Raw genomic sequence first — 19,103 nt, 5'->3', positions numbered from 1 at the left:
ACCTTAATAAAAAGACTGGATGCCGTGATCAAGTCACGGCATGACATCGTACGCTTTGCAAAAATTCAAACCACACAACAATGCTATTAACTGACATTAATCACGAAAATTTATTATTTTTCGGAAAGCCGTTCGGTGGAATTTTACCGACGGCACCCCTTTTAGCCGAAAATTCCGTAATATTTTTCTCAAGCCGTGTTTTACCTCCTATATTCCAGCTTAGACCCTCATTTTTATTGAATATTTTTATATCGGTAAGTTTAGCATTTTTAAATTTTTGCAATATTACCCCTTGCCCTTTTTTCATCTCCGGTATTTCGTCGATATTAAATACTAATAACTTTCGGCTTTCACCGATGCAGGCGACGCTGTCCCCGTTAATTTCCAAGCAGGCAATGCAAGAATAATTTTCCGGCATCTGCATAATTTGCTTCCCGCCTTTAGTTTGCGCTATCACTTCATTTGAATTAACGATAAAACCTTTGCTGTTATCACTTGCTAGCAATAAAAGTTGATCAGGCTTATAAACGAGTATATTAGTTATATGGTTATTGCCTATATCCACCAATAATTTAATAGATTCGCCGTTACCTTTGCCTTTAAAAATATTATCGGCTAAAATAGTAAAAAATTTACCTTCCGAGCTGACTATCAGAATTTTATCGGTCGTGTAGGCTTCCAAAATAAACTTCTCTTCGTCGCCTTCTTTATATTTAATATTGGATAAATCATTGTTATGACCTCTTAAAGAACGCACCCAACCCATTTTTGAGCATAAAATCGTAATCGGTTCTTTAGTTACAAAAGCCGATATATCGACTATTTGAGCGGTAACATTAACTTCATCAAAGCTAGTGCGGCGTGCGCCAAGCAAGGTATTTAAACCGAATTTAGTTTGCACTAATTTTACTTCTTTCTTAACGATTTTCCATAATTCTTTTGGATTATGTAGTATTTCCTCCAGCACGGCTTGTTGTTTTTTTAGATTGCCGTATTCATTAATAATTTCTTGCTCTTCAAGCTTGCGTAAAGAGCGAAGCCTAGTATTAAGTATCGCCTCTACTTGGATTTCGGTTAATTTAAACCGCTCTATCATAATTTCTTTCGGCTCGTCTTCTTCCCGAATGATTTTGATAATTTCATCAAGGTTTAAATAAGCTATCCGCAGACCGTCTAATATTTCTAAACGATGTTTTATTTTATTTAAAAGATAAGTTGATCGACGTGTAACGATATTTTGCCGATGGCTTAAGAATTCTTGCAATATTTCCAGAATATTCATAACTCTCGGCACATTATTACTGCCGATCACATTCATATTAAACTGGATTCTGCTTTCTAAAGTCGTCAATTTGAAAAGCGACTCCATGACTATTTGCGGGTCGCAATTGCGATCACGCGGCTCGATAACCAGCCTGATAATGTCTGTTGATTCATCCCGAATATTTCCGACTAGCGGAATTCTTTTATCCTTTAATAGCAAAGCTATTTGCTCGATAAGCCTTGATTTCTGGATTTGATAAGGTATTTCCGTAACTATAATTTGATACGCGCCGTAAGTTAGCTCTTCTTTCTCCCATCTGGCTCTGACTCTTAAACTACCGCGTCCCGTCATGTAAGCTTGATTAATTACCTCGGCTTTATCAATAATTATGCCGCCGGTCGGGAAATCCGGTCCTTTAACAAAATTCATAATATTAGAAACGCTAGCTTCAGGGTGATCAATTAAATAGAGCAAAGCATCGCATAACTCATGTAAATTATGGGGAGGGATATTGGTTGCCATACCTACCGCTATGCCTTCCGAACCGTTAGCCAGTAAATTAGGAAAACTAGCCGGCATTATTACCGGCTCATAATCGGAATCATCATAAGTAAGGCGGAAATCAACCGTTTCTTTATCGATATCCTCCATTAAAAGCGTACAAATTTCGGTCATACGTGATTCGGTATAACGCATTGCCGCCGCATTATCGCCGTCGACTGAGCCGAAATTTCCCTGTCCGTCAATTAGGGGGTAACGAAGAGAAAAATGTTGAGCAAGACGCACTAACGTATCATATACCGCTACGTCACCGTGCGGATGGTATTTACCGATTACGTCACCTACCACTCTTGCACATTTTTTATAAGCAGAATTCGGCTCTAACTTTAATTGCAGCATGGCATATAATAACCGACGATGCACGGGTTTTAACCCGTCACGCACATCAGGCAGAGACCTCGACATAATAGTCGATAAAGCATAAGCAAGATAACGCTCCGATAAAGCATCGGCAAAATCGATATCTTCAATTTTAGAATCAGTCATAATATGTTGTTTATTTTAGGCTATTTTCTTTTTAGATTCTTGAATTAAAATATCAGCCGGTATATGGAGATTTTCATGTAACCTCCTAATCATAGGCAAAGTAAGGTTTCTTTTTTTGGTAAGAATTTCAGATACTCTACTTCGAGAGCCTATACTTTTTTCTAAATCTTTACGAGAAAGACCAAGTTGCTCAATTCTAAAGTTAATAGCCTCAATAGGATCAGGTATTTCTATTTTGTAATGCTTATCTTCATAATCTTCAATCAACAAAGATAATATCTCTAATTTCTCTGCTTCCTCTGAGTTTTCAGCAGCTTCTAGTAAATTATCTATTTCCTTCAAAGTCTGGTTATATTCTGCTTCTGTTTTTATAATGTTTATTTCCATAATCAAACCTCCTTAACATTTACTTTATCATATTCTGCATGCGATCCTATAAACCTTATATATATAATTTGAAGGTCATATCTTATATGAATAACTAATCTATATTTATTCCCTGAAATATTAAATACTATTCGATTTTTACTAATAATACTACAGCTAGGAAATAGTAATTTTATTTCGTTAGGAGTTAAAAAATTTTCTTTTCTAAAAATTTGATACCATACTTTTAAAGGTTGCTCTGCGTCTCTATACCCACTCTCCCAAAAATCTTTTAATTTCTTAACTGAGATTATTCTCATTACTATATGTGTCTATGATTTTTTTGATTATAACACGATCCCAAAAGGGGAGCAAATTAAAAATTTAGCAAAGTAAACTTTACTCATCAAAGCCGGGTTTGCCGGGTAGTTTAGAGTTAATATAATCTATTAATTGATAAGGTAGTAAATTCATCAATTTTAACACGAAATAGGTTAATTTAGGAAATATTATTAAACCTTTCCGTGCATTAACACCGTTTATTATAATCTGCGCGGCATTACTTGCCGAGATTTTAAAAGGCATCGGGAATTTATTAACTTTAGTCATGGGAGTATCGATATAGCCCGGTATTACCACACATACTTGCACGTTAAACTGAGTAAGATAACCCCTTAAAGCATCGCCGAATATTTTAATAGCCGCTTTGCTAGCTGAATATGAAGGAGCACCGGCGATGCCTAACATGCCGGCCATCGAGCTTATCATAACTATCGTGCCGCTTTTATTTTTAATCATGTGCTGCATACAAGGTAAGATAAAATTTAAACTGCCGTTTAAGTTAGTAGCAAATATTTCTTCTACTTGCTGTGAAGTTTCGGGCTTATCTAATGTACCGGCCGATACTCCTGCAGAATTAATTAAAATATCGATTTTATTATTTTTAATAATTTCCGCTAAATGAATAGCTATTTGTTCTTTATCTCTCACGTCGCAAATAATTGAAATTACCTCAGCTTGATAGCTTTTACAAATAACAGCTACTTCTTCAAGTCGCTGCTGATCTCTAGCAAATAAAAAAAGCCTAGTATCCTTAGCGGCGTATTTAGTAGCTAAAGCCTTGCCAAGACCGCTAGAAGCGCCGGTAATTATGATTGTTTTTTTATGCAAAGTCATTATAGTTATAAGTAATTTTATATCAAAAATAGCAGATATGACACTATATTCAAGAAGTATAACTCAGGATAAGGGGCTTATTATAATTTTATCCTCACCGTCCGGAGCGGGTAAGTCCAGTTTAACTAGAGCATTATTACAAATCGACGATAATTTGCGATTATCTGTTTCAGCAACCACTAGAATGCCAAGGCCTAAGGAAGTTGAAGGAATAAGTTATTATTTCAAAACTAAACCGGAATTTGAAGAATTAATAAAACAAAATATGTTTTTAGAATATGCTAAAATTTACGATAATTATTACGGCACAATAAAAAAATATGTCGATGACTTACTAGATCAAGGTTTAGATGTCTTATTTGATATTGATTGGCAAGGAGCCGGAAATATTAAGCAAGCCGCAAGTAATGTAATATCGATTTTTATTCTCCCACCTAGCCTTGAAATTTTAGAGCGACGTCTAAAGGATAGGGCCGAAGATAGTAACGATGCAATAAAGTTACGAATGCAATCGGCAACAAGTGAAATATCGCATGCAAAAGAGTATGATTATATAGTAACCAACAATGATTTTGATGCTACGCTAAAAAAAATACATTCAATTATTGTAACCGAAAGAATAAAGTTAAAAAAGACTCATTAAATACCGATTATAGGATTTGAGTAATATTTTATATTGCCTCGGTATCGAAGCGATCGGGTGCGGTGTTACGTAAACTTGACGAGTTTGAGGAATTGCTGAAGTTAATTCTCTTAAAGCTGCCGGCATATTATAAGCGGAAGTTACTAAACGCACGGAAGTAAGATTATACGCTACAATAAAATCTGCTGCTTTTTTGGCATAATCCTCTTCGGACATTATATTATTCGTTGCATATATTACCTGCTCGTCTCTAATCTCATGTTCTTTTAACAAATTTCTTAATTGATCTTGTGAAGAGATACCGGTAATAAATAATATAGGAGCATATCCGGCTTTTAATAGAGCAATAGCGGTTTCTACTCGCCGCCCGCCTCCGGCAAATACTATTACGGCATTAGTTATGGTGTTATTAGTTTTATAGGAATTTATTAGATATATATAATATGCAAAACCGCTAACCCAAAGGAGGCATATTATTAAAATAGCTAATGCAATTTTTCGCATTAATTAAATACCTTTTTAAATTCTGTTTGAAGAATTTTATCAAATTGATTCATTTTAATATTAACGCCGATTTGAGTCAAGGAAGTTACTAACGAATCGGTTAATCCGCAAGGGATGATACCGGTAAATTTGTCCAAATCCGTTGAGATATTTATAGCTATTCCGTGATAAGTAACCCATTTTTTTACCCTTACCCCTATTGCGGCAATTTTGGCAAAATCATTATTTTTGTCTTTCACCCAAATCCCTACTTTATCGCTAATAATATATGCTTTAATTCCTAAACACAGTAAACTATTTATCAGCCATTCCTCTAACATTTTAATATATAATTTTAAATCTTTCGTACGGTTAGGTGCTGCTAAATTAAGAATGGGATAGATAATTCTTTGCCCTTCGCCGTGAAAAGTAAATTTCCCGCCTCGACCGGTATAAATTACCGGAATATTATCGGGGTTTAGTAATTCATTTTGCCGGTAACTAGTGCCGGCAGTATAAACTTCCGAATGCTCGACTAAATAAACGGTTTCCGCTAAGGAATTGTTAATTACGCCGCTAACATGCTCCTCCATCAAATTTAGAGTATTTCGGTAATTGGATAGCCCGGGTAAAGTAATGAATTGTACAGCGTCATCTCGATCGCTTGATACAAGCAAATTTTTCGACATTCGCCTGTGCTCACGTACTCTAGTACGGTAGCTTAGCTCGTCTTTAAATTTATCTTGTCTGAAGCTTTCTGAATTTAGCTGTACCATATAAAAATAAATACTATCTTTCAGGACTTTCTTTCTTGTTGCTTTTTAAATGAGATTGTGTAGATAAAAAAGTATTTGGGGTATTGCTAGCTTGCCTAAAAGCCTTAACAATTTCCGGATGCTTATCAATTATTCCTTCTAATTTATCTTTTTTGAAAAATTGCTTTATTGGATCAACTACGATTGCTCTCCATTTTTGTCCAAAACTCATTTCTTTGTTTTCCATTTTAGCACATCTTCTAAGCGCTGCGCCTATATTAGTTTCTAAAGTAGCTTTTTCTTTTTCCTCTTTAATTATCGGTTCTAATATGGAAATTATTCCGGTTTTTAATCTTTGTATTTCTTTATCATCTAAAACCTCAACATTATTTTTATCACAATATTTGTCTAATTGGTCTTTCGCAAAATTGTTACGCTCTTCGGAATTTTTATTAGTTTTTTTAAAACATTTAACTGCCAAAGCTTCAATTTTTGCATCTGCCGGTAAGCTTTGTATTTCTCTGAGTTCGATTTTCTTAAGCCCTACTAATATTCCTTGATCTTGAAAGTTTTTAAGAGTTTTTTTATTAAGATCGGTTATTTGAGATAATGAATCTAATGCAACGCCGGCTTTAGGAGTTCCTTTGATTATTTCATTAATATAAGCGATTTTTTTATCCTCAAATAGAGTTTGTCTTATATTATCATTTGCAATATCTTGTGAGATTTTTAATTTCTTCGGTAGGTCATATCTAATATCTTTATTAAATTCAGAGATATAAACATTCATTTTAGGCATCTCTGAAGCACAGCCGGGGATGAAATCCTTTCCTTTCAAATTAGTAATATCTACTTCTAAAACCCCTTGAGCATAATCTACGGATTCGTTGGAACTTGCACGGTCAATATGAATACCCATATTAGATCTACTCCGAACTATTACTTTATTATCTTCTGCTACTTCCACCATTAAAAAATCTCTTTCTCTGTTCATATCAGGAGTACCGTTCGGGTAAAGTTGCTGCATTTTATCTTGAAAATTCTCAGTATAAGCATTAATAGGAAACCAACCGGCTCCAAATGTACCTTGATGCCATAAAGTAGTAATAAAATCTTTTTGCTCTCCGGTTAAAGATGATTCATTCTTTAGGGTTTCTGCATTAATAATTCTTGTACTACCTGATTTATCTTTAAATAAGATTTCTGCTCGTGGATCAACTTGAACCGTGTTACCGTTTATGTCCGTGATTGTACCGCCGATATCTTTAGTAGTTTGTTCTTGAACTTCTTGTTTGTAAGCATTTAGCCTATTTTCTAAGCTAGCTGCTATATTCTTAGAAGTTATATTCGGTTTATCAAATTCTAGGAGCATTTTAGCCGAAATTGCTTCTGTAGTCGTAAGAGTATTTTTCCCTCCCGTGTCATCAATTAGATTAGCACAAGAGCTTAAAAAATTATTTAATTCAGAAGATATTTCAGTAGCAGGTTTTTTGATTTCCTCATAAAATTCTGCTTTGAATTCAAAATTTTCCGGTTGTTGCTTTCTGTTTTTAGCGTCTTGAAAATCCTTTCTTTTTGTAAGTAATTCTAGGTCTTTTAATAATTTTTCAGTATATTTTTCTTTTAATTCAGCAATAGAAGGTTTAGTAGAAGAATTTAGAGCGTGATGCAATGCTTTTAACCCCCCAACTTGAATTTCTGACTTCAGCATTAACAAATTTGTTATTGGATGAGGGTTATTTGTTTCTTCTAAGGATAAATTATCTCGATAGGTATTTAAGTCGTTAAAATCAATTTTTATACAGTCATATAGGTTTGTCATTAGGCATAATACTCCTTAATAATTTTCTAATTAAACCAGTGTTGTTGCATGGATTAGAAATTGCCATAAAAAGGATGTCATTCCCGCGAAAGCGGGAATCCAGGCTTTTTTTTTGTCATGCTGAACTTGTTTTGCGCATCTTTTTAGTAGATCCTGAAATAAATTCAGGATGACTTAAAAGTATTTTTTGCTGGATTCCCGCCTTTAGCTAGAATGACACCGAGAGCGTTTTTAACCATCCATGCAGCAACGCCAATTAAACCCCAACTATTGATAAGTTTTAGCTTAAAAACTTATCAATAATTCGCGTTAATTAAAGTTCCGGATCCTCGTATTTTACTTCTAATACTTCATAAGATTTTAGTCCCTTGGGTGTTGTTACTTCTACAACGTCGCCTACCGACTTGCCGATCAGAGCTTTAGCAAGCGGCGAAGCTATCGAGATTCTTTTTTTAGTAATATCCGCTTCATACTCTCCAACAATGATATAGGTAACTTTTTCTTCGGTTTCATCATCAATTAATGTAACCGTTGCGCCGAATTTTATACTATCACCTGAAAGCTTTGAGATATCAATAATCTCGGCTCTTGCCATTATATCCTCAAAATGTAAAATACGTCCTTCAACAAAAGCCTGTTTCTCTCTAGCGGCATCATATTCGGCATTTTCCGACAAATCACCAAACTCTCTAGCTGTGGCTATATCTTGAGTAACTTTCGGACGTTCTACGTGTTTTAAATTTTTAAGTTCTAGCTCTAATTTTTCAAAGCCTTTATTGGTAATAGGAAATTTTGCCATAATTATCTTGTCTAAATTAAGTATTTTTGATACACTGCTCTTAAGCAGACTATTAAATTATAAATATGTACTTAAGCTAGTATATTTATATTAATAAAATTTGTCAAACAAGCCTTTAATAAATTGTATTGGATTGTTAGTGTTAATTTAAGGAATAACGCTAGAAAATGTCATTCCCGCGCAGGCGGGAATCCGGACTTTTCTTTGTCATGCTGAACTTGTTCAGCATCTATTGAAAAAGATACTAAAATAAATTCAGCATGACTTTATTGGGTGTTTTGTGGATTCCCGCTTTTAGCTAGAATGACATCGAAGCTGCTTTTTACCGTCCATGCAACAAAGCCTACGGTTCCTCGCAACAACGCCCTTAAGTCGCCACCCATGCGTCGTTGCCGGAATGACATAAACATCTTTAACCTATCCACGCAATAATGTAAGCTTGTTTAGATATATGAAAATTATAGACTTAAATTTTGAACTAAGACGTAAAATTTTCCACTTATCTGCTTTAGCGATACCGTTATGTTATGTATTTACATCTAGATTAACTGCTATCTTGTTGTTATTCGTAATTGCGGGATGCGCTTTATATCTTGATATATCTCGGCATTATAATGGGACGATTAGAGAATTTGTAACTAAATTTTTTACAAGAATTATGAGGTCGGAAGAGGCTAGCGGCTCATTTCGCTTAAGCGGTGTTAGCTTTATGATGTTGGGCTTTTTTGTCACCGCTCTTCTTTTTCCTAAAAATTTAGTAATTTGTTCGTGGCTAATTTTGATAATCTCCGATTGTTTAGCGGCGTTAGTCGGGATAAAAATAGGTGAGCCTTTAGATAACGGCAAATCAATAGCGGGAGCGAGTGCTTTCTTAAGCTCGGCGGTTTTCATCAGTATACTAGTCTATTTTTTCATAGGGTATAATACAAGTTTTATCGTTATAATAATTAGTTCTATAGCTGCAACCGCTGTTGAGTTCTATTCAAAACAAATAGGCGTTAACGATAATTTATTAATCCCGCTTGCTTATTGCCTTTCTACTGTTATTTTTAGTATACTCCTGTAAAATGAAGAGTTGTGATAGTTGTGATATACGAAGTTCAACTTGGAAAAGAGCAAGGAGGCTGTAAGCCGAGGAGCGGAGCGTACACTTAAGTACGTGAGCACCGGAGGACTTACAAAGGCGACGACGCCAATTTTTCAAGTTCAACGAGTATATTATGAGAGTTCCGTTAGAATTTTATGAACTTTTAAGAAATCGTATTAATATCTCGGATGTAGTAAGGCAAAAGGTAACCTTAACTAGAAAATCCGGTAATTATATCGGTTTATGTCCCTTTCATCGAGAAAAAACTCCTTCCTTCACAGTTAACGATTCTAAACGATTTTATTATTGCTTCGGTTGTGCGGCATCCGGTGACGTAATAAAATTTAACGCTCAAATTAGCGGGTTATCTTATTCGGAATCAGCCGTAAAACTTGCTAGTGATTACGGTATAGAATTACCCAAATTAACAGAGCAGCAAAAAGAGCTTTATGAAGAATCCGATGAGATTTTAAATATTTTAGAACTGGCTAATAAGTTTTTTAGATCGCAAATTTCCCCTAAAATACTAAATTATTTACATAATCGCGGTATTAATGAAGAGACAATAAAAGAGTTTTCAATAGGCTTTGCACCGCCCGGTAAAGAATTACAAAACTTTTTTAAAGAAAAAGGTATCGAACCCGTAAAGCTTGAAAAAGCCGGATTGATAGGGAAGAGAGAAAACGGCAAAATATATGAAATATTCTATGATCGGATAACTTTTCCTATTAGGAATATATATAATAAAATAGTTGGGTTTGGCGGTAGAGTCCTTAATGACGGCATGCCTAAATATTTAAATTCTCCGGAAACTATAGTATTTCAAAAAAGTGAAACTCTGTACGGCGAAAATAAAGCAATTAGCAGCGCATATAAAAAGAATCGCTCGATTTTAGTTGAAGGTTATTTTGATGTTATTGCTCTCTATCAAGCCGGATTTAATGAGGCGGTAGCAAGTTTAGGTACGTCCGTTACCGAAAGCCATTTGCAAAAATTATGGCGTGCCGGGGATGAGATTATATTATGCCTTGACGGGGATGCTGCCGGAGTAAAGGCAAGTATAAGAGCAATTAATATTGCTTTGCCGTTAATAAATAGTAATAAAAAGATTTCTTTCATTAGATTACCGGCGGGCTTGGACCCTGATGATGCCGTTAATAAAAATAATACGGAATTTTTTACACATCTAGTAGAGAAAAGAATTAGCCTATCGGAAATGATTTGGGATATAGAATATAGCGGCAAAGTTTTTAGAACCGCAGAAGATAAGGCTGTTTTGGAGAGGAATCTGAAAAATTATTGTGCAAAAATAGCAGATAGGGATTTAAGTACTAATTATTATAGATTTTTTAAAGATCAAATATGGCAAAATTTAGTTAGTAGAGGGAAGAGCGCTACTAAAAATTTAAATATTGTTCCTTCAAGCCCTGATTATTCAGAATTCGAGATATTAGAACATGCATTTTGCGCTATATTGGTTAAATTTCCGGAGATGCTACAAAACGGAGATGCACGAGATTTTTTATTGAATTTAAATTTTAATAACAAACTACTTGAGGAGTTTCGTAACTGGTATTTTGAAGAAATTATCGATACTAATATAGAGGTGGACAATATTAGTATGATTGTGGAAAATACTAGCTTTCTTGATATTTTTTTACTATTATCAAGCTCTGATAATCTGTTTTTAGGTATGCCTTTTAATAAAGATAATGTTCATTTAGACCTATTTTGGCAATGGTTACTTAAAAAACATTATCTGATATCATTAAAACAAGAATATGTTTCTATTATTCAAACCGGCGACAATGAAGGATTTGAAAAAGCTTTATTGTACCAAAAAGAAATTTTGAAAGTTTCAAGTGAACTTCAAATTTTAAATGAGAGGCTGTCTTCAGAGTTATTTTAATTGATAATTAAAGAGGTTTTATAGCGAAAATTAATAAGTTTTTTGCTGGAATAGCTGTTCCTATTTCAAAAAAAACTTATAATTTGTAGCAAAAAAGAATTTAATTAGCTTTAAAATTAACTTTGAAGACAGCCTCTAAGTCTTTTAACAATTGATCTAGGCATGTAACGTATGAGCAATATAAATAAGGATGTAGATAAACTAGATAGTTTGGTTAAAAAAGCTAAAGCTAAAAAGATAGCCGTAACTTATGACGATTTAAATAAAGCTCTGCCTATTAATAAAAATTTAACGGTAAACTATCTAGAAAAGGCAATATTAAAATTTTCCGATGCCGGAGTTGATATTTTAGAACCCGGAGAAGATGATGAAATTAAGCTAGATATCGGCATGGATGAAGAATTTAAGTTAGCTAGTAATGTCGATCAAGAAGTGGAAGATGAAGCTGAAGAAGAAACTTTAGGCACTACCGATGATCCGGTAAGGTTATATTTAAAAGATATGGGCGGAGTCGATCTTTTAACGCGCGAAGATGAAATAGAAATAGCTAAGAAAATCGAAGGAGGGCGGAAGTTAATGATTTCATCATTATGTGCAAGCCCTGTTGCTATGAAATTTTTTATAACATGGTATGAAGATTTAGTTAACGAAAAGATGTTAGTACGCGATTTGATCGAGATAGAATCTAATATAATACATGAGGAAGAGTCGGAGCTTGAAGAAGATCCAAATATTGATCCCGAAATTGATGAACTCGAAGAAAGCGGTTTAGCGATCTCTACTATGGAATCGCAAATACTACCGAATATTATTGAGCGTATGAAAAGAGTCTCGCATATATGCGAAGATTTAGTAATGGAGGCAAAAAATTATTATGCCAAGCCTTCTCAATCAAAAACATTACAAAATAGTAAAAAATATATAGCTAATTTAGAGTTATTAGTAAATGAAGTTTCGGATATTCATTTTAATTCCAAAAGAATAGAAGAAATTCTTAATAAAATGTATAGCATAAATCGGGATTTAATAAATAAAGAAACGGCATTTTTAAAATTAGCCGAAAAATACGGTATAAGCCGTCAAAGCTTTTTAGGAGAATATATCGGCGTCGTTATTAATACTGCTTGGAAAGAGCAGATGAAAAAAAACAAAAAGTCTGCTTGGAAGGAGCTAATTAATAAGGAATCAAATTATATTGATCAAATGATTAATGAATTATCTTCTATAGAATCCGGTATAGGTCTTTCGGTAGTTGAGTTTAAAAAATTGGTAAATACTATCCAAAAAGGCGAGCGGCAAACTTTGCAAGCAAAAAAAGATATGATAGAAGCCAATTTGCGACTTGTTATATCGATTGCTAAAAAATATGCCAACAGAGGTTTACAGTTTTTAGATTTAATTCAAGAAGGCAATATCGGCTTAATGAAGGCGGTAGATAAATTTGAGTATCGTAGAGGTTATAAATTTTCTACTTATGCAACTTGGTGGATTAGGCAAGCTATAACGAGAGCCATCGCCGATCAGGCAAGAACTATACGTATCCCCGTACATATGATTGAAACAATCAATAAAATCATTCGTACTTCAAGACAAATGCTTAATGAACTCGGTTATGAGCCTACCGCGGCAGAAATTGCAGCTCGTTTATCGATGCCGCTCGATAAGGTACGCAAAGTAATGAAGATAGCAAAAGAGCCTATAAGTCTAGAAAACCCAGTAGGAGATGACGACGGTAGTTTCCTAGGCGATTTTATTGAAGATAAAAATGCCGTAGCACCTCTTGATGCTGCGATCCAATCAAATTTACGGGAAGTGACAACTAGGGTACTTGCAACGCTTACGCCGCGTGAGGAAAGAGTGCTTAGAATGCGTTTCGGTATAGGTATGAATACCGATCATACTCTAGAAGAAGTAGGGCAGCAATTTTATGTAACTAGAGAGCGTATAAGGCAAATTGAATCAAAAGCTTTGCGTAAATTAAAGCATCCGATTAGGTCGAAAAAGCTTAGTAGTTTTAGAAGTAACGGGAAACGGGTCGATAATCCGGATTCTCTAATGGGGGGATAAGGTTAATGTTTCAAGGAGTATTGTTGGGTGGATACCGGAATCGTCATTGCGAGAAGCTGTAGGCGTTGTTGCATGGATCGAAAATTGCTATATTTCGGGTATTCTTTAAAAGTACCGCGGTGTCATCTAGTTGCTTGACCACGGTATCCAGTCAGGCTTTTTAATTTTTTCTGGATACCGTGGTCAAGCAACTAGATGACAAGTTTTAAGCGATTTTAACCATCCACGCGGGCAATGCCTCCTCGCAATGACGTTGCGATATTTATACTGACCTTATAATAAACTACTTGCGTTATGTACTATCGATATAAAATTAACGTGGAATATTTAGGTACCGGACTTGCCGGTTGGCAAAGGCAATTAAACGTAATGTCCGTCCAGCAAATATTAGAAGAAGCCGTTTATAAATTTAGCGGTGAACAAGTAACCGTCTGGGGATCGGGTAGAACCGACGCAGGAGTTCATGCCTTAGGGCAGGTAGCGCATTTTGATATTTCTAAATATATCCTACCGTATAAAATTATTAAAGCAATTAATCATTTTGTGCGTCCTTATACAGTGGGGGTAAGAGATTGCATTCTCGTAGACGATAATTTCCATGCAAGGTTTTCGGCTCTAACTCGTCATTATATGTATAAAATTATTAATAGACCGCATGCAGTAGTGATTGATTTTAACAGAGCGTGGTGGATTAGCGAACCTTTGAACGTTGAATCTATGAAAGAGGCAGCTTTACATCTTGTAGGAAATCATGATTTTACTTCATTTAGAGCTACGGCCTGCCAATCAAAATCGGCAATAAAAACTTTGTCGAAAATTGAAATTATTCAAGAGAATGAAGAAATAAAATTCTACTTTGCCGCTCCGTCATTTTTACATCATATGGTGCGTAATATCGTTGGAAGTTTAATATTAGTCGGTCGGGGTATTTGGCAAGCACAAGAAATGAAAACGGCGTTAGAGGTAAAAGATAGAAAGGCTGCAGGTCCAACCGCTCCGGCTTACGGTTTATATTTTGTAGGTGTGGATTATTAATCAGTGTCATCTAGTTGCTTGACCACGGTATCCAGAAAAAATTAAAAAGTCTGACTGGATGCCGTGGTCAAGCAACTAGATGACACCGAAACACTTTGCAAAAATTCGAGCCATGCAATAACGCCCCGCCTTGAGCGGCATTGTTGCATGGCTCGAAAATTAATAAAAAACTCGTCATTGCGAAGCCACGAAGTGGCTGCGGCAATCCAGGCTATCCCGAATGTAATGAGGGATTTAATTAGAATACTAAACAAGTTTAGTATAAAAATATGTTTATACTTGATTGCCGCGTCGGCATAAATGCCTCCTCGCAATGACGATTCTGGTAGCCACGCAACAAAGCCGCCTTGAGCTAGGAATGACATTTAGAGCGTATTTACAAATAATATTAGAAAACAACTTAAGCGAGTTTGAAATGGACAATTATGATTTAGTAGTAATAGGCGGCGGGCCCGGTGGATATGTTGCGGCAATTAGAGCGGCGCAATTAAAGAAAAAAGTTGCTTTAATCGAGAAAGAGCATTTAGGAGGAGTATGCCTTAATTGGGGGTGTATACCGACCAAGTCGCTACTTAAATCGGCAGAAATTTTTGAGCATATAAAACATGCTGCGGATTATGGTGTTGAAGTAGGTAGTTCGACGATTAATATAAGAAAAATAGTTGAGCGTTCAAGAGAAATATCCGCTAAGTTAGCCGGCGGTGTTAAATTATTGCTTAAAAAAAATAAAGTTACCGTAATAGACGGGATAGCGTCACTAAGTGCTGATAAAGTAATAAATATAGATTCATCGCTCGGTAAATCTGCGATAAAGGCAGAAAATATTATTATTGCTACGGGAGCGCGCCCAAGAATTTTAAAAGGATTTGAGCCTGACGGCAAACAAATTTGGACTTCTAAAGAAGCAATGGTGCCGTCAGAACTGCCTAAATCGATGATTATAGTAGGTTCGGGCGCAATCGGGATAGAATTTGCTTCGTTTTATAATAGCTTAGGCGTGGATGTTACGGTGATTGAAGCGCATAGCCGAATATTACCCGTTGAGGATGCTGAAATTTCTTTAATTGCTAGAAAAAGCTTTGAAAAAAGAGGGATAAAATTTTACACGGATGTAAAGCTTTTAAAGCAAACTAAAATGAAAGATAAAATAGAGATAGAACTTGAAAATAGAGGAATTTTACCGGCTGAAATTTTGCTGATGGCGGTGGGGATTATTGCTAATACCGAAAATTTAGGTTTAGAAAAAACCAAAATCAAAATAGAAAGCGGTCATATAGTTACGAATGAATTTATGCAGACTAGTGAGGCTGGAATTTATGCTATAGGCGATGTAGCAGGCGGACCATGGCTTGCACATAAAGCAAGTCATGAAGGAATTATAGCCGCAGAATTTATAGCGGGACTTAAACCCCATGCCGTTAATAAGTATAATATTCCGGGGTGTACTTATTCCTCTCCGCAAATCGCCAGTGTCGGACTCACGGAAGAGGCGGCTAAAAAAGCGGGCTATCAGCTAAAAGTCGGGAGATTTCCTTTTGCGGCAAACGGTAAAGCCTTAGTTATCGGCGATAGTGAAGGGATGATAAAAACTATTTTTGATGCTAAAACCGGCGAGTTGCTCGGAGCTCATTTAATAGGAACGGAAGTTACTGAATTAATTCACGGTTATGTAATTACTAAAAGCTTGGAAGGAACTGAACTTGATTTAATTAATAGTATTTTCCCACATCCGACATTATCTGAAATGACGGCAGAATCAGTATTGCAAGCATTTGATAGAGCTATACATATTTAAAAATGTCATTCCTAGTTGCGATATGTTGTGCGAATACTCCAAACGTCATTGCGAGCGACTATAGGCATTGTTGCGTGGCTCGAAAAACCCGTCATTGCGAGGAGGGACGTAGTCCCGACGCGGCAATCCAGAAAAATATAGTCATCCTGAATTTATTTCAGGATCTACTAAAAAAAGATGCGCAAAACTTGTTCAGCATGACAAGGACCGGATTGCCGCGTCGACATAAATGCCTCCTCGCAATGACGGATAATAGATTCTCGCCTTTAGCTAGAATGACATTAAAGGCTAAAATTAAGGTAAAAATTTACAAATAGTTTATTACACTAAGACTTATAAAGTACCATGACTAGAGAAAAATTAATTAAAAATTATGCCGCTGCATTGTTTAATAACGGTAGAGATAATAATACCTGGGAAGAAATTTTTGAACAAATCAAGGTTATAAATCAAGCTATCGATGATAATATTGATATCAAAAAGGTTATGTGTTCGCCTATAATTCATAAGCTTCATAAAATTAAAGCAATTAAATTGCTAGCAAAAACGTTTAAAATTGATAATATGGTGCAAAATTTTTTATTGTTATTAATAAAAAATTCCCGTATGTCTATTTTATCGGAGATAGTCAAAGCTTATCACCAATTGCTAGATGAAAGTAAAAATATAAAAAAGGTGCAGGTTACTTCCGTTAAACTATTACAGTCACAAGAACAAGATTGGCTAAAGAATTATATAGAGGAAGAGTTGAAACAAAAAGCCGAGATAATTTTTACTTTAGACCCTGCAATTATCGGTGGGGTGGTCATTAAATATGATAGTATATTACAAGATTATTCCATACAGGGAAGTTTAAACAAAATAGCAAAAACCTTAAAGGCGGCTAGGGTTACTATATGATACTTAAGTCAGCTTAAGGAGTAGAAACGTAAGCCGTCATTGCCGAGGAGGCATTGGCGTTGTTGCATGGCTCGAATTTTCGATGTCATTCTCGCGAAAGCGGGAATCCAGAGAATGATTTAAGCGAATTATATAGTAAATTTTTATATAATTTTGTTTATTTTAAGTATTTTTTCTAGATTCCCGCCTGCGCGGGAATGACATACGGCACTTTTTTAGAGCCATGCAACAAGACCAGTCAAGCCACGGCATGACACCGGATTGCTTTGCAAAAATTCGAGTCATGCAACAAAGCCTATAGCGGCTTGCAATGATATAGTTATAGCAATACCGTTTTTGGATGGAGGATAAAATAAATGAAGTTAAAAGCCGTTGAAGTTGCCGAAATATTGCAAAAAGAAATTGCCAATATCGATCAGCTCAGTGAATTACAGGAAGTTGGGCAGGTGATAACTATCGGTGACGGTGTAGCTAAAATATACGGTCTCGATAACGTAAAAGTCGGTGAAGTAGTAGAATTTGAGTCAGGAATTAAGGGGTTTGTTCTTAACTTAGAAACCGACTGTGTGGGTGCTGTGATTATGGGGGATGATAATCAAGTAGAACAAGGCGATAAAGTAAAAAGAACTAAAGAAATTTTAGAAGTGCCGGTTGGGAAAGCTTTGCTTGGTCGAGTCGTTGATGCACTCGGCAAACCGATTGACGGAAAAGGTGATATTGCGGCAGAGCAGTATCGGCATATTGAGATGAAGGCGCCGGGAATAATAGCCAGAACTAGCGTTAGCGAACCGGTGCAGACGGGCATTAAAGCTATTGATTCGCTGATTCCGATCGGTAGAGGTCAAAGGGAGTTAATTATCGGTGATAGGCAAACGGGTAAAACCGCGATAGCTATTGACACTATTATCAATCAAAAACAAACTCATCTTCTGGCGAATGAGAAGGATAAAATTTATTGCATTTATGTTGCCGTCGGGCAAAAAAGATCAAATGTTGCGCAGATAGTAAAAAAATTAGAAGATGCCGGCGCGATGGATTATACGATTATTGTCTCGGCAACGGCATCGGAAGCGGCCGCGCTACAATTTATTGCGCCTTATTCTGCTTGTAGTATGGGAGAGTATTTTCGTGATAACGGTATGCATGCTTTGATTATTTACGATGATTTAAGTAAACATGCGGTAGCTTATCGGCAAATTTCATTATTACTTAGAAGACCGCCGGGGCGTGAAGCTTATCCGGGTGATGTCTTTTATTTGCATTCAAGGTTGTTAGAGCGAGCCGCTAAAATGTCTGATGCGGAAGGTGGAGGGTCGTTAACCGCTTTGCCGATAATTGAAACACAAGCAGGTGACGTATCGGCATATATCCCGACTAATGTTATCTCAATCACCGACGGGCAGATATTTTTAGAAAGCGAGCTTTTTTATAAAGGTGTAAGACCTGCAGTAAATGTCGGTATATCGGTCAGTAGGGTAGGCTCCGCTGCGCAAATAAAAGCTATGAAACAAGTAGCAGGTTCGGTGAAACTTGAGCTTGCACAATTTAGAGAACTTGAATCCTTTTCACAATTCGGTTCTGATTTAGACCCCGCAACTAGGAAGCTTATCGATCACGGCAAAAAACTTGTCGAAATATTAAAGCAAAGTCAGTATCACCCTTTTCCCGTAGAAGAGCAAGTAATTAGTATTTATGTCGGCACTAAGAAATATTTAAATGATGTTCCTGTAGAAAGAGTTAAGGAATTTGAACATCAATTGCTTGAGGAAATGAGGAGTAGTAAAAAAGATATTTTAGACTCTATTAAAAATGAAAAACGCATAACAGACGAAAATGAACAAAAGTTAAAGGTGTTTTTAGAGGAATTTGTGAAAGGATTTTTAGTTTAAGAATTGTCATGACGTGGCGGCATTGTTGCGTGGATTGTTAAAAGCGCTCTCTATGTCATTCCTAGC

General features: G+C 35.8%; 21 protein-coding genes. 11 read left to right on the top strand and 10 right to left on the bottom strand.

Features of this window, described 5'->3' with window-relative positions; genetic code table 11:
• Nucleotides 1–100: 100 nt before the first annotated feature.
• The 4 genes from parC to AAGD64_RS09470 form a co-directional block, all read right to left on the bottom strand.
• Nucleotides 101–2,311 (bottom strand): DNA topoisomerase IV subunit A, encoded by a 2,211-nt coding sequence (gene parC / locus AAGD64_RS09485; protein ID WP_341793241.1) that lies wholly within the window; start codon nucleotides 2,309–2,311, stop codon nucleotides 101–103.
• A 15-nt stretch (nucleotides 2,312–2,326) separates the two neighbouring features.
• Nucleotides 2,327–2,698 carry a type II toxin-antitoxin system HigA family antitoxin gene (locus AAGD64_RS09480; protein ID WP_341793240.1) on the bottom strand — a complete coding sequence of 124 codons (372 nt, stop codon included), beginning with the start codon at nucleotides 2,696–2,698 and terminating at the stop codon, nucleotides 2,327–2,329.
• Nucleotides 2,699–2,700: 2 nt separating this feature from the next.
• Nucleotides 2,701–2,997, bottom strand: coding sequence for a type II toxin-antitoxin system HigB family toxin (locus AAGD64_RS09475; protein ID WP_341793239.1), 297 nt, complete (start codon nucleotides 2,995–2,997; stop codon nucleotides 2,701–2,703).
• Nucleotides 2,998–3,076: 79 nt separating this feature from the next.
• Nucleotides 3,077–3,847: an SDR family NAD(P)-dependent oxidoreductase gene (locus AAGD64_RS09470; RefSeq protein WP_341793238.1), complete on the bottom strand. Its 771-nt coding sequence runs from the start codon at nucleotides 3,845–3,847 to the stop codon at nucleotides 3,077–3,079.
• Between the two features lie 43 nt (nucleotides 3,848–3,890).
• On the opposite strand from AAGD64_RS09470, the gene gmk reads away from it, so the two are divergent.
• Nucleotides 3,891–4,496 (top strand): guanylate kinase, encoded by a 606-nt coding sequence (gene gmk / locus AAGD64_RS09465; RefSeq protein ID WP_253310098.1) that lies wholly within the window; start codon nucleotides 3,891–3,893, stop codon nucleotides 4,494–4,496.
• On the opposite strand, the gene AAGD64_RS09460 is transcribed toward gmk, so the two are convergent.
• From AAGD64_RS09460 to AAGD64_RS09445, 3 genes are all read right to left on the bottom strand, one after another.
• The gene (locus AAGD64_RS09460) at nucleotides 4,479–5,000 is read right to left on the bottom strand and encodes a YdcF family protein (RefSeq protein ID WP_253308373.1); all 522 of its coding nucleotides are present in this window, start codon (nucleotides 4,998–5,000) and stop codon (nucleotides 4,479–4,481) included. The genes gmk and AAGD64_RS09460 overlap by 18 nt on opposite strands.
• On the bottom strand, nucleotides 5,000–5,668 hold the full coding sequence (lipB, locus tag AAGD64_RS09455) for a lipoyl(octanoyl) transferase LipB (RefSeq protein WP_341794199.1): 669 nt from the start codon (nucleotides 5,666–5,668) through the stop codon (nucleotides 5,000–5,002). Before lipB ends, AAGD64_RS09460 begins: the two co-directional genes overlap by 1 nt.
• 100 nt (nucleotides 5,669–5,768) lie before the next feature.
• Nucleotides 5,769–7,556, bottom strand: a complete 1,788-nt coding sequence (locus AAGD64_RS09445) for a hypothetical protein (RefSeq protein ID WP_341793237.1) — start codon at nucleotides 7,554–7,556, stop codon at nucleotides 5,769–5,771.
• Here AAGD64_RS09445 and AAGD64_RS09440 point away from each other — a divergent pair.
• Nucleotides 7,550–7,729: a hypothetical protein gene (locus tag AAGD64_RS09440; RefSeq protein ID WP_341793236.1), complete on the top strand. Its 180-nt coding sequence runs from the start codon at nucleotides 7,550–7,552 to the stop codon at nucleotides 7,727–7,729. The two genes, AAGD64_RS09445 and AAGD64_RS09440, sit on opposite strands and share 7 nt — an antisense overlap.
• Before the next feature lie 140 nt (nucleotides 7,730–7,869).
• Here AAGD64_RS09440 and greA read toward each other — a convergent pair whose 3' ends face one another.
• Nucleotides 7,870–8,358, bottom strand: coding sequence for a transcription elongation factor GreA (greA, locus tag AAGD64_RS09435; protein WP_253310100.1), 489 nt, complete (start codon nucleotides 8,356–8,358; stop codon nucleotides 7,870–7,872).
• Between the two features lie 263 nt (nucleotides 8,359–8,621).
• On the bottom strand, nucleotides 8,622–8,780 hold the full coding sequence (locus AAGD64_RS09430; RefSeq protein WP_341793235.1) for a hypothetical protein: 159 nt from the start codon (nucleotides 8,778–8,780) through the stop codon (nucleotides 8,622–8,624).
• A 26-nt stretch (nucleotides 8,781–8,806) separates the two neighbouring features.
• Here AAGD64_RS09430 and AAGD64_RS09425 point away from each other — a divergent pair, with 26 nt between their 5' ends.
• From AAGD64_RS09425 to atpH, 8 genes are all read left to right on the top strand, one after another.
• The gene (locus AAGD64_RS09425) at nucleotides 8,807–9,421 is read left to right on the top strand and encodes a diacylglycerol/polyprenol kinase family protein (protein WP_341793234.1); all 615 of its coding nucleotides are present in this window, start codon (nucleotides 8,807–8,809) and stop codon (nucleotides 9,419–9,421) included.
• A 154-nt stretch (nucleotides 9,422–9,575) separates the two neighbouring features.
• Nucleotides 9,576–11,351 carry a DNA primase gene (gene dnaG, locus AAGD64_RS09415; RefSeq protein WP_341793232.1) on the top strand — a complete coding sequence of 592 codons (1,776 nt, stop codon included), beginning with the start codon at nucleotides 9,576–9,578 and terminating at the stop codon, nucleotides 11,349–11,351.
• A 171-nt stretch (nucleotides 11,352–11,522) separates the two neighbouring features.
• Entirely contained in the window at nucleotides 11,523–13,418 is a 1,896-nt protein-coding gene (rpoD, locus tag AAGD64_RS09410) for an RNA polymerase sigma factor RpoD (protein WP_341793231.1), read from the top strand.
• 294 nt (nucleotides 13,419–13,712) lie between these two features.
• A complete protein-coding gene (truA, locus tag AAGD64_RS09405; RefSeq protein ID WP_341793230.1) occupies nucleotides 13,713–14,453 on the top strand; it encodes a tRNA pseudouridine(38-40) synthase TruA in 741 nt (246 codons plus the stop codon).
• A 63-nt stretch (nucleotides 14,454–14,516) separates the two neighbouring features.
• Nucleotides 14,517–14,753: a hypothetical protein gene (locus AAGD64_RS09400; RefSeq protein WP_341793229.1), complete on the top strand. Its 237-nt coding sequence runs from the start codon at nucleotides 14,517–14,519 to the stop codon at nucleotides 14,751–14,753.
• A 115-nt stretch (nucleotides 14,754–14,868) separates the two neighbouring features.
• The gene (gene lpdA, locus AAGD64_RS09395) at nucleotides 14,869–16,248 is read left to right on the top strand and encodes a dihydrolipoyl dehydrogenase (RefSeq protein ID WP_341794198.1); all 1,380 of its coding nucleotides are present in this window, start codon (nucleotides 14,869–14,871) and stop codon (nucleotides 16,246–16,248) included.
• A gap of 2 nt (nucleotides 16,249–16,250) precedes the next feature.
• A complete protein-coding gene (locus tag AAGD64_RS09390; protein ID WP_341793228.1) occupies nucleotides 16,251–16,565 on the top strand; it encodes a hypothetical protein in 315 nt (104 codons plus the stop codon).
• Between the two features lie 28 nt (nucleotides 16,566–16,593).
• Nucleotides 16,594–17,148 (top strand): ATP synthase F1 subunit delta, encoded by a 555-nt coding sequence (gene atpH / locus AAGD64_RS09385; protein WP_341793227.1) that lies wholly within the window; start codon nucleotides 16,594–16,596, stop codon nucleotides 17,146–17,148.
• Between the two features lie 162 nt (nucleotides 17,149–17,310).
• On the opposite strand, the gene AAGD64_RS09380 is transcribed toward atpH, so the two are convergent.
• Nucleotides 17,311–17,433, bottom strand: a complete 123-nt coding sequence (locus tag AAGD64_RS09380) for a hypothetical protein (protein WP_341793226.1) — start codon at nucleotides 17,431–17,433, stop codon at nucleotides 17,311–17,313.
• 71 nt (nucleotides 17,434–17,504) lie between these two features.
• Between AAGD64_RS09380 and atpA the strand changes: the two genes are divergently transcribed.
• Nucleotides 17,505–19,037, top strand: coding sequence for a F0F1 ATP synthase subunit alpha (atpA, locus tag AAGD64_RS09375; protein ID WP_341793225.1), 1,533 nt, complete (start codon nucleotides 17,505–17,507; stop codon nucleotides 19,035–19,037).
• Nucleotides 19,038–19,103 lie beyond the last annotated feature (66 nt).

This window comes from Rickettsia endosymbiont of Ceutorhynchus obstrictus (assembly GCF_964026565.1).
Taxonomy (GTDB): domain Bacteria; phylum Pseudomonadota; class Alphaproteobacteria; order Rickettsiales; family Rickettsiaceae; genus Rickettsia.
The sequence above is the reverse complement of the archived record's forward strand: the minus strand, read 5'-3'. Positions and strand labels throughout refer to the sequence as shown.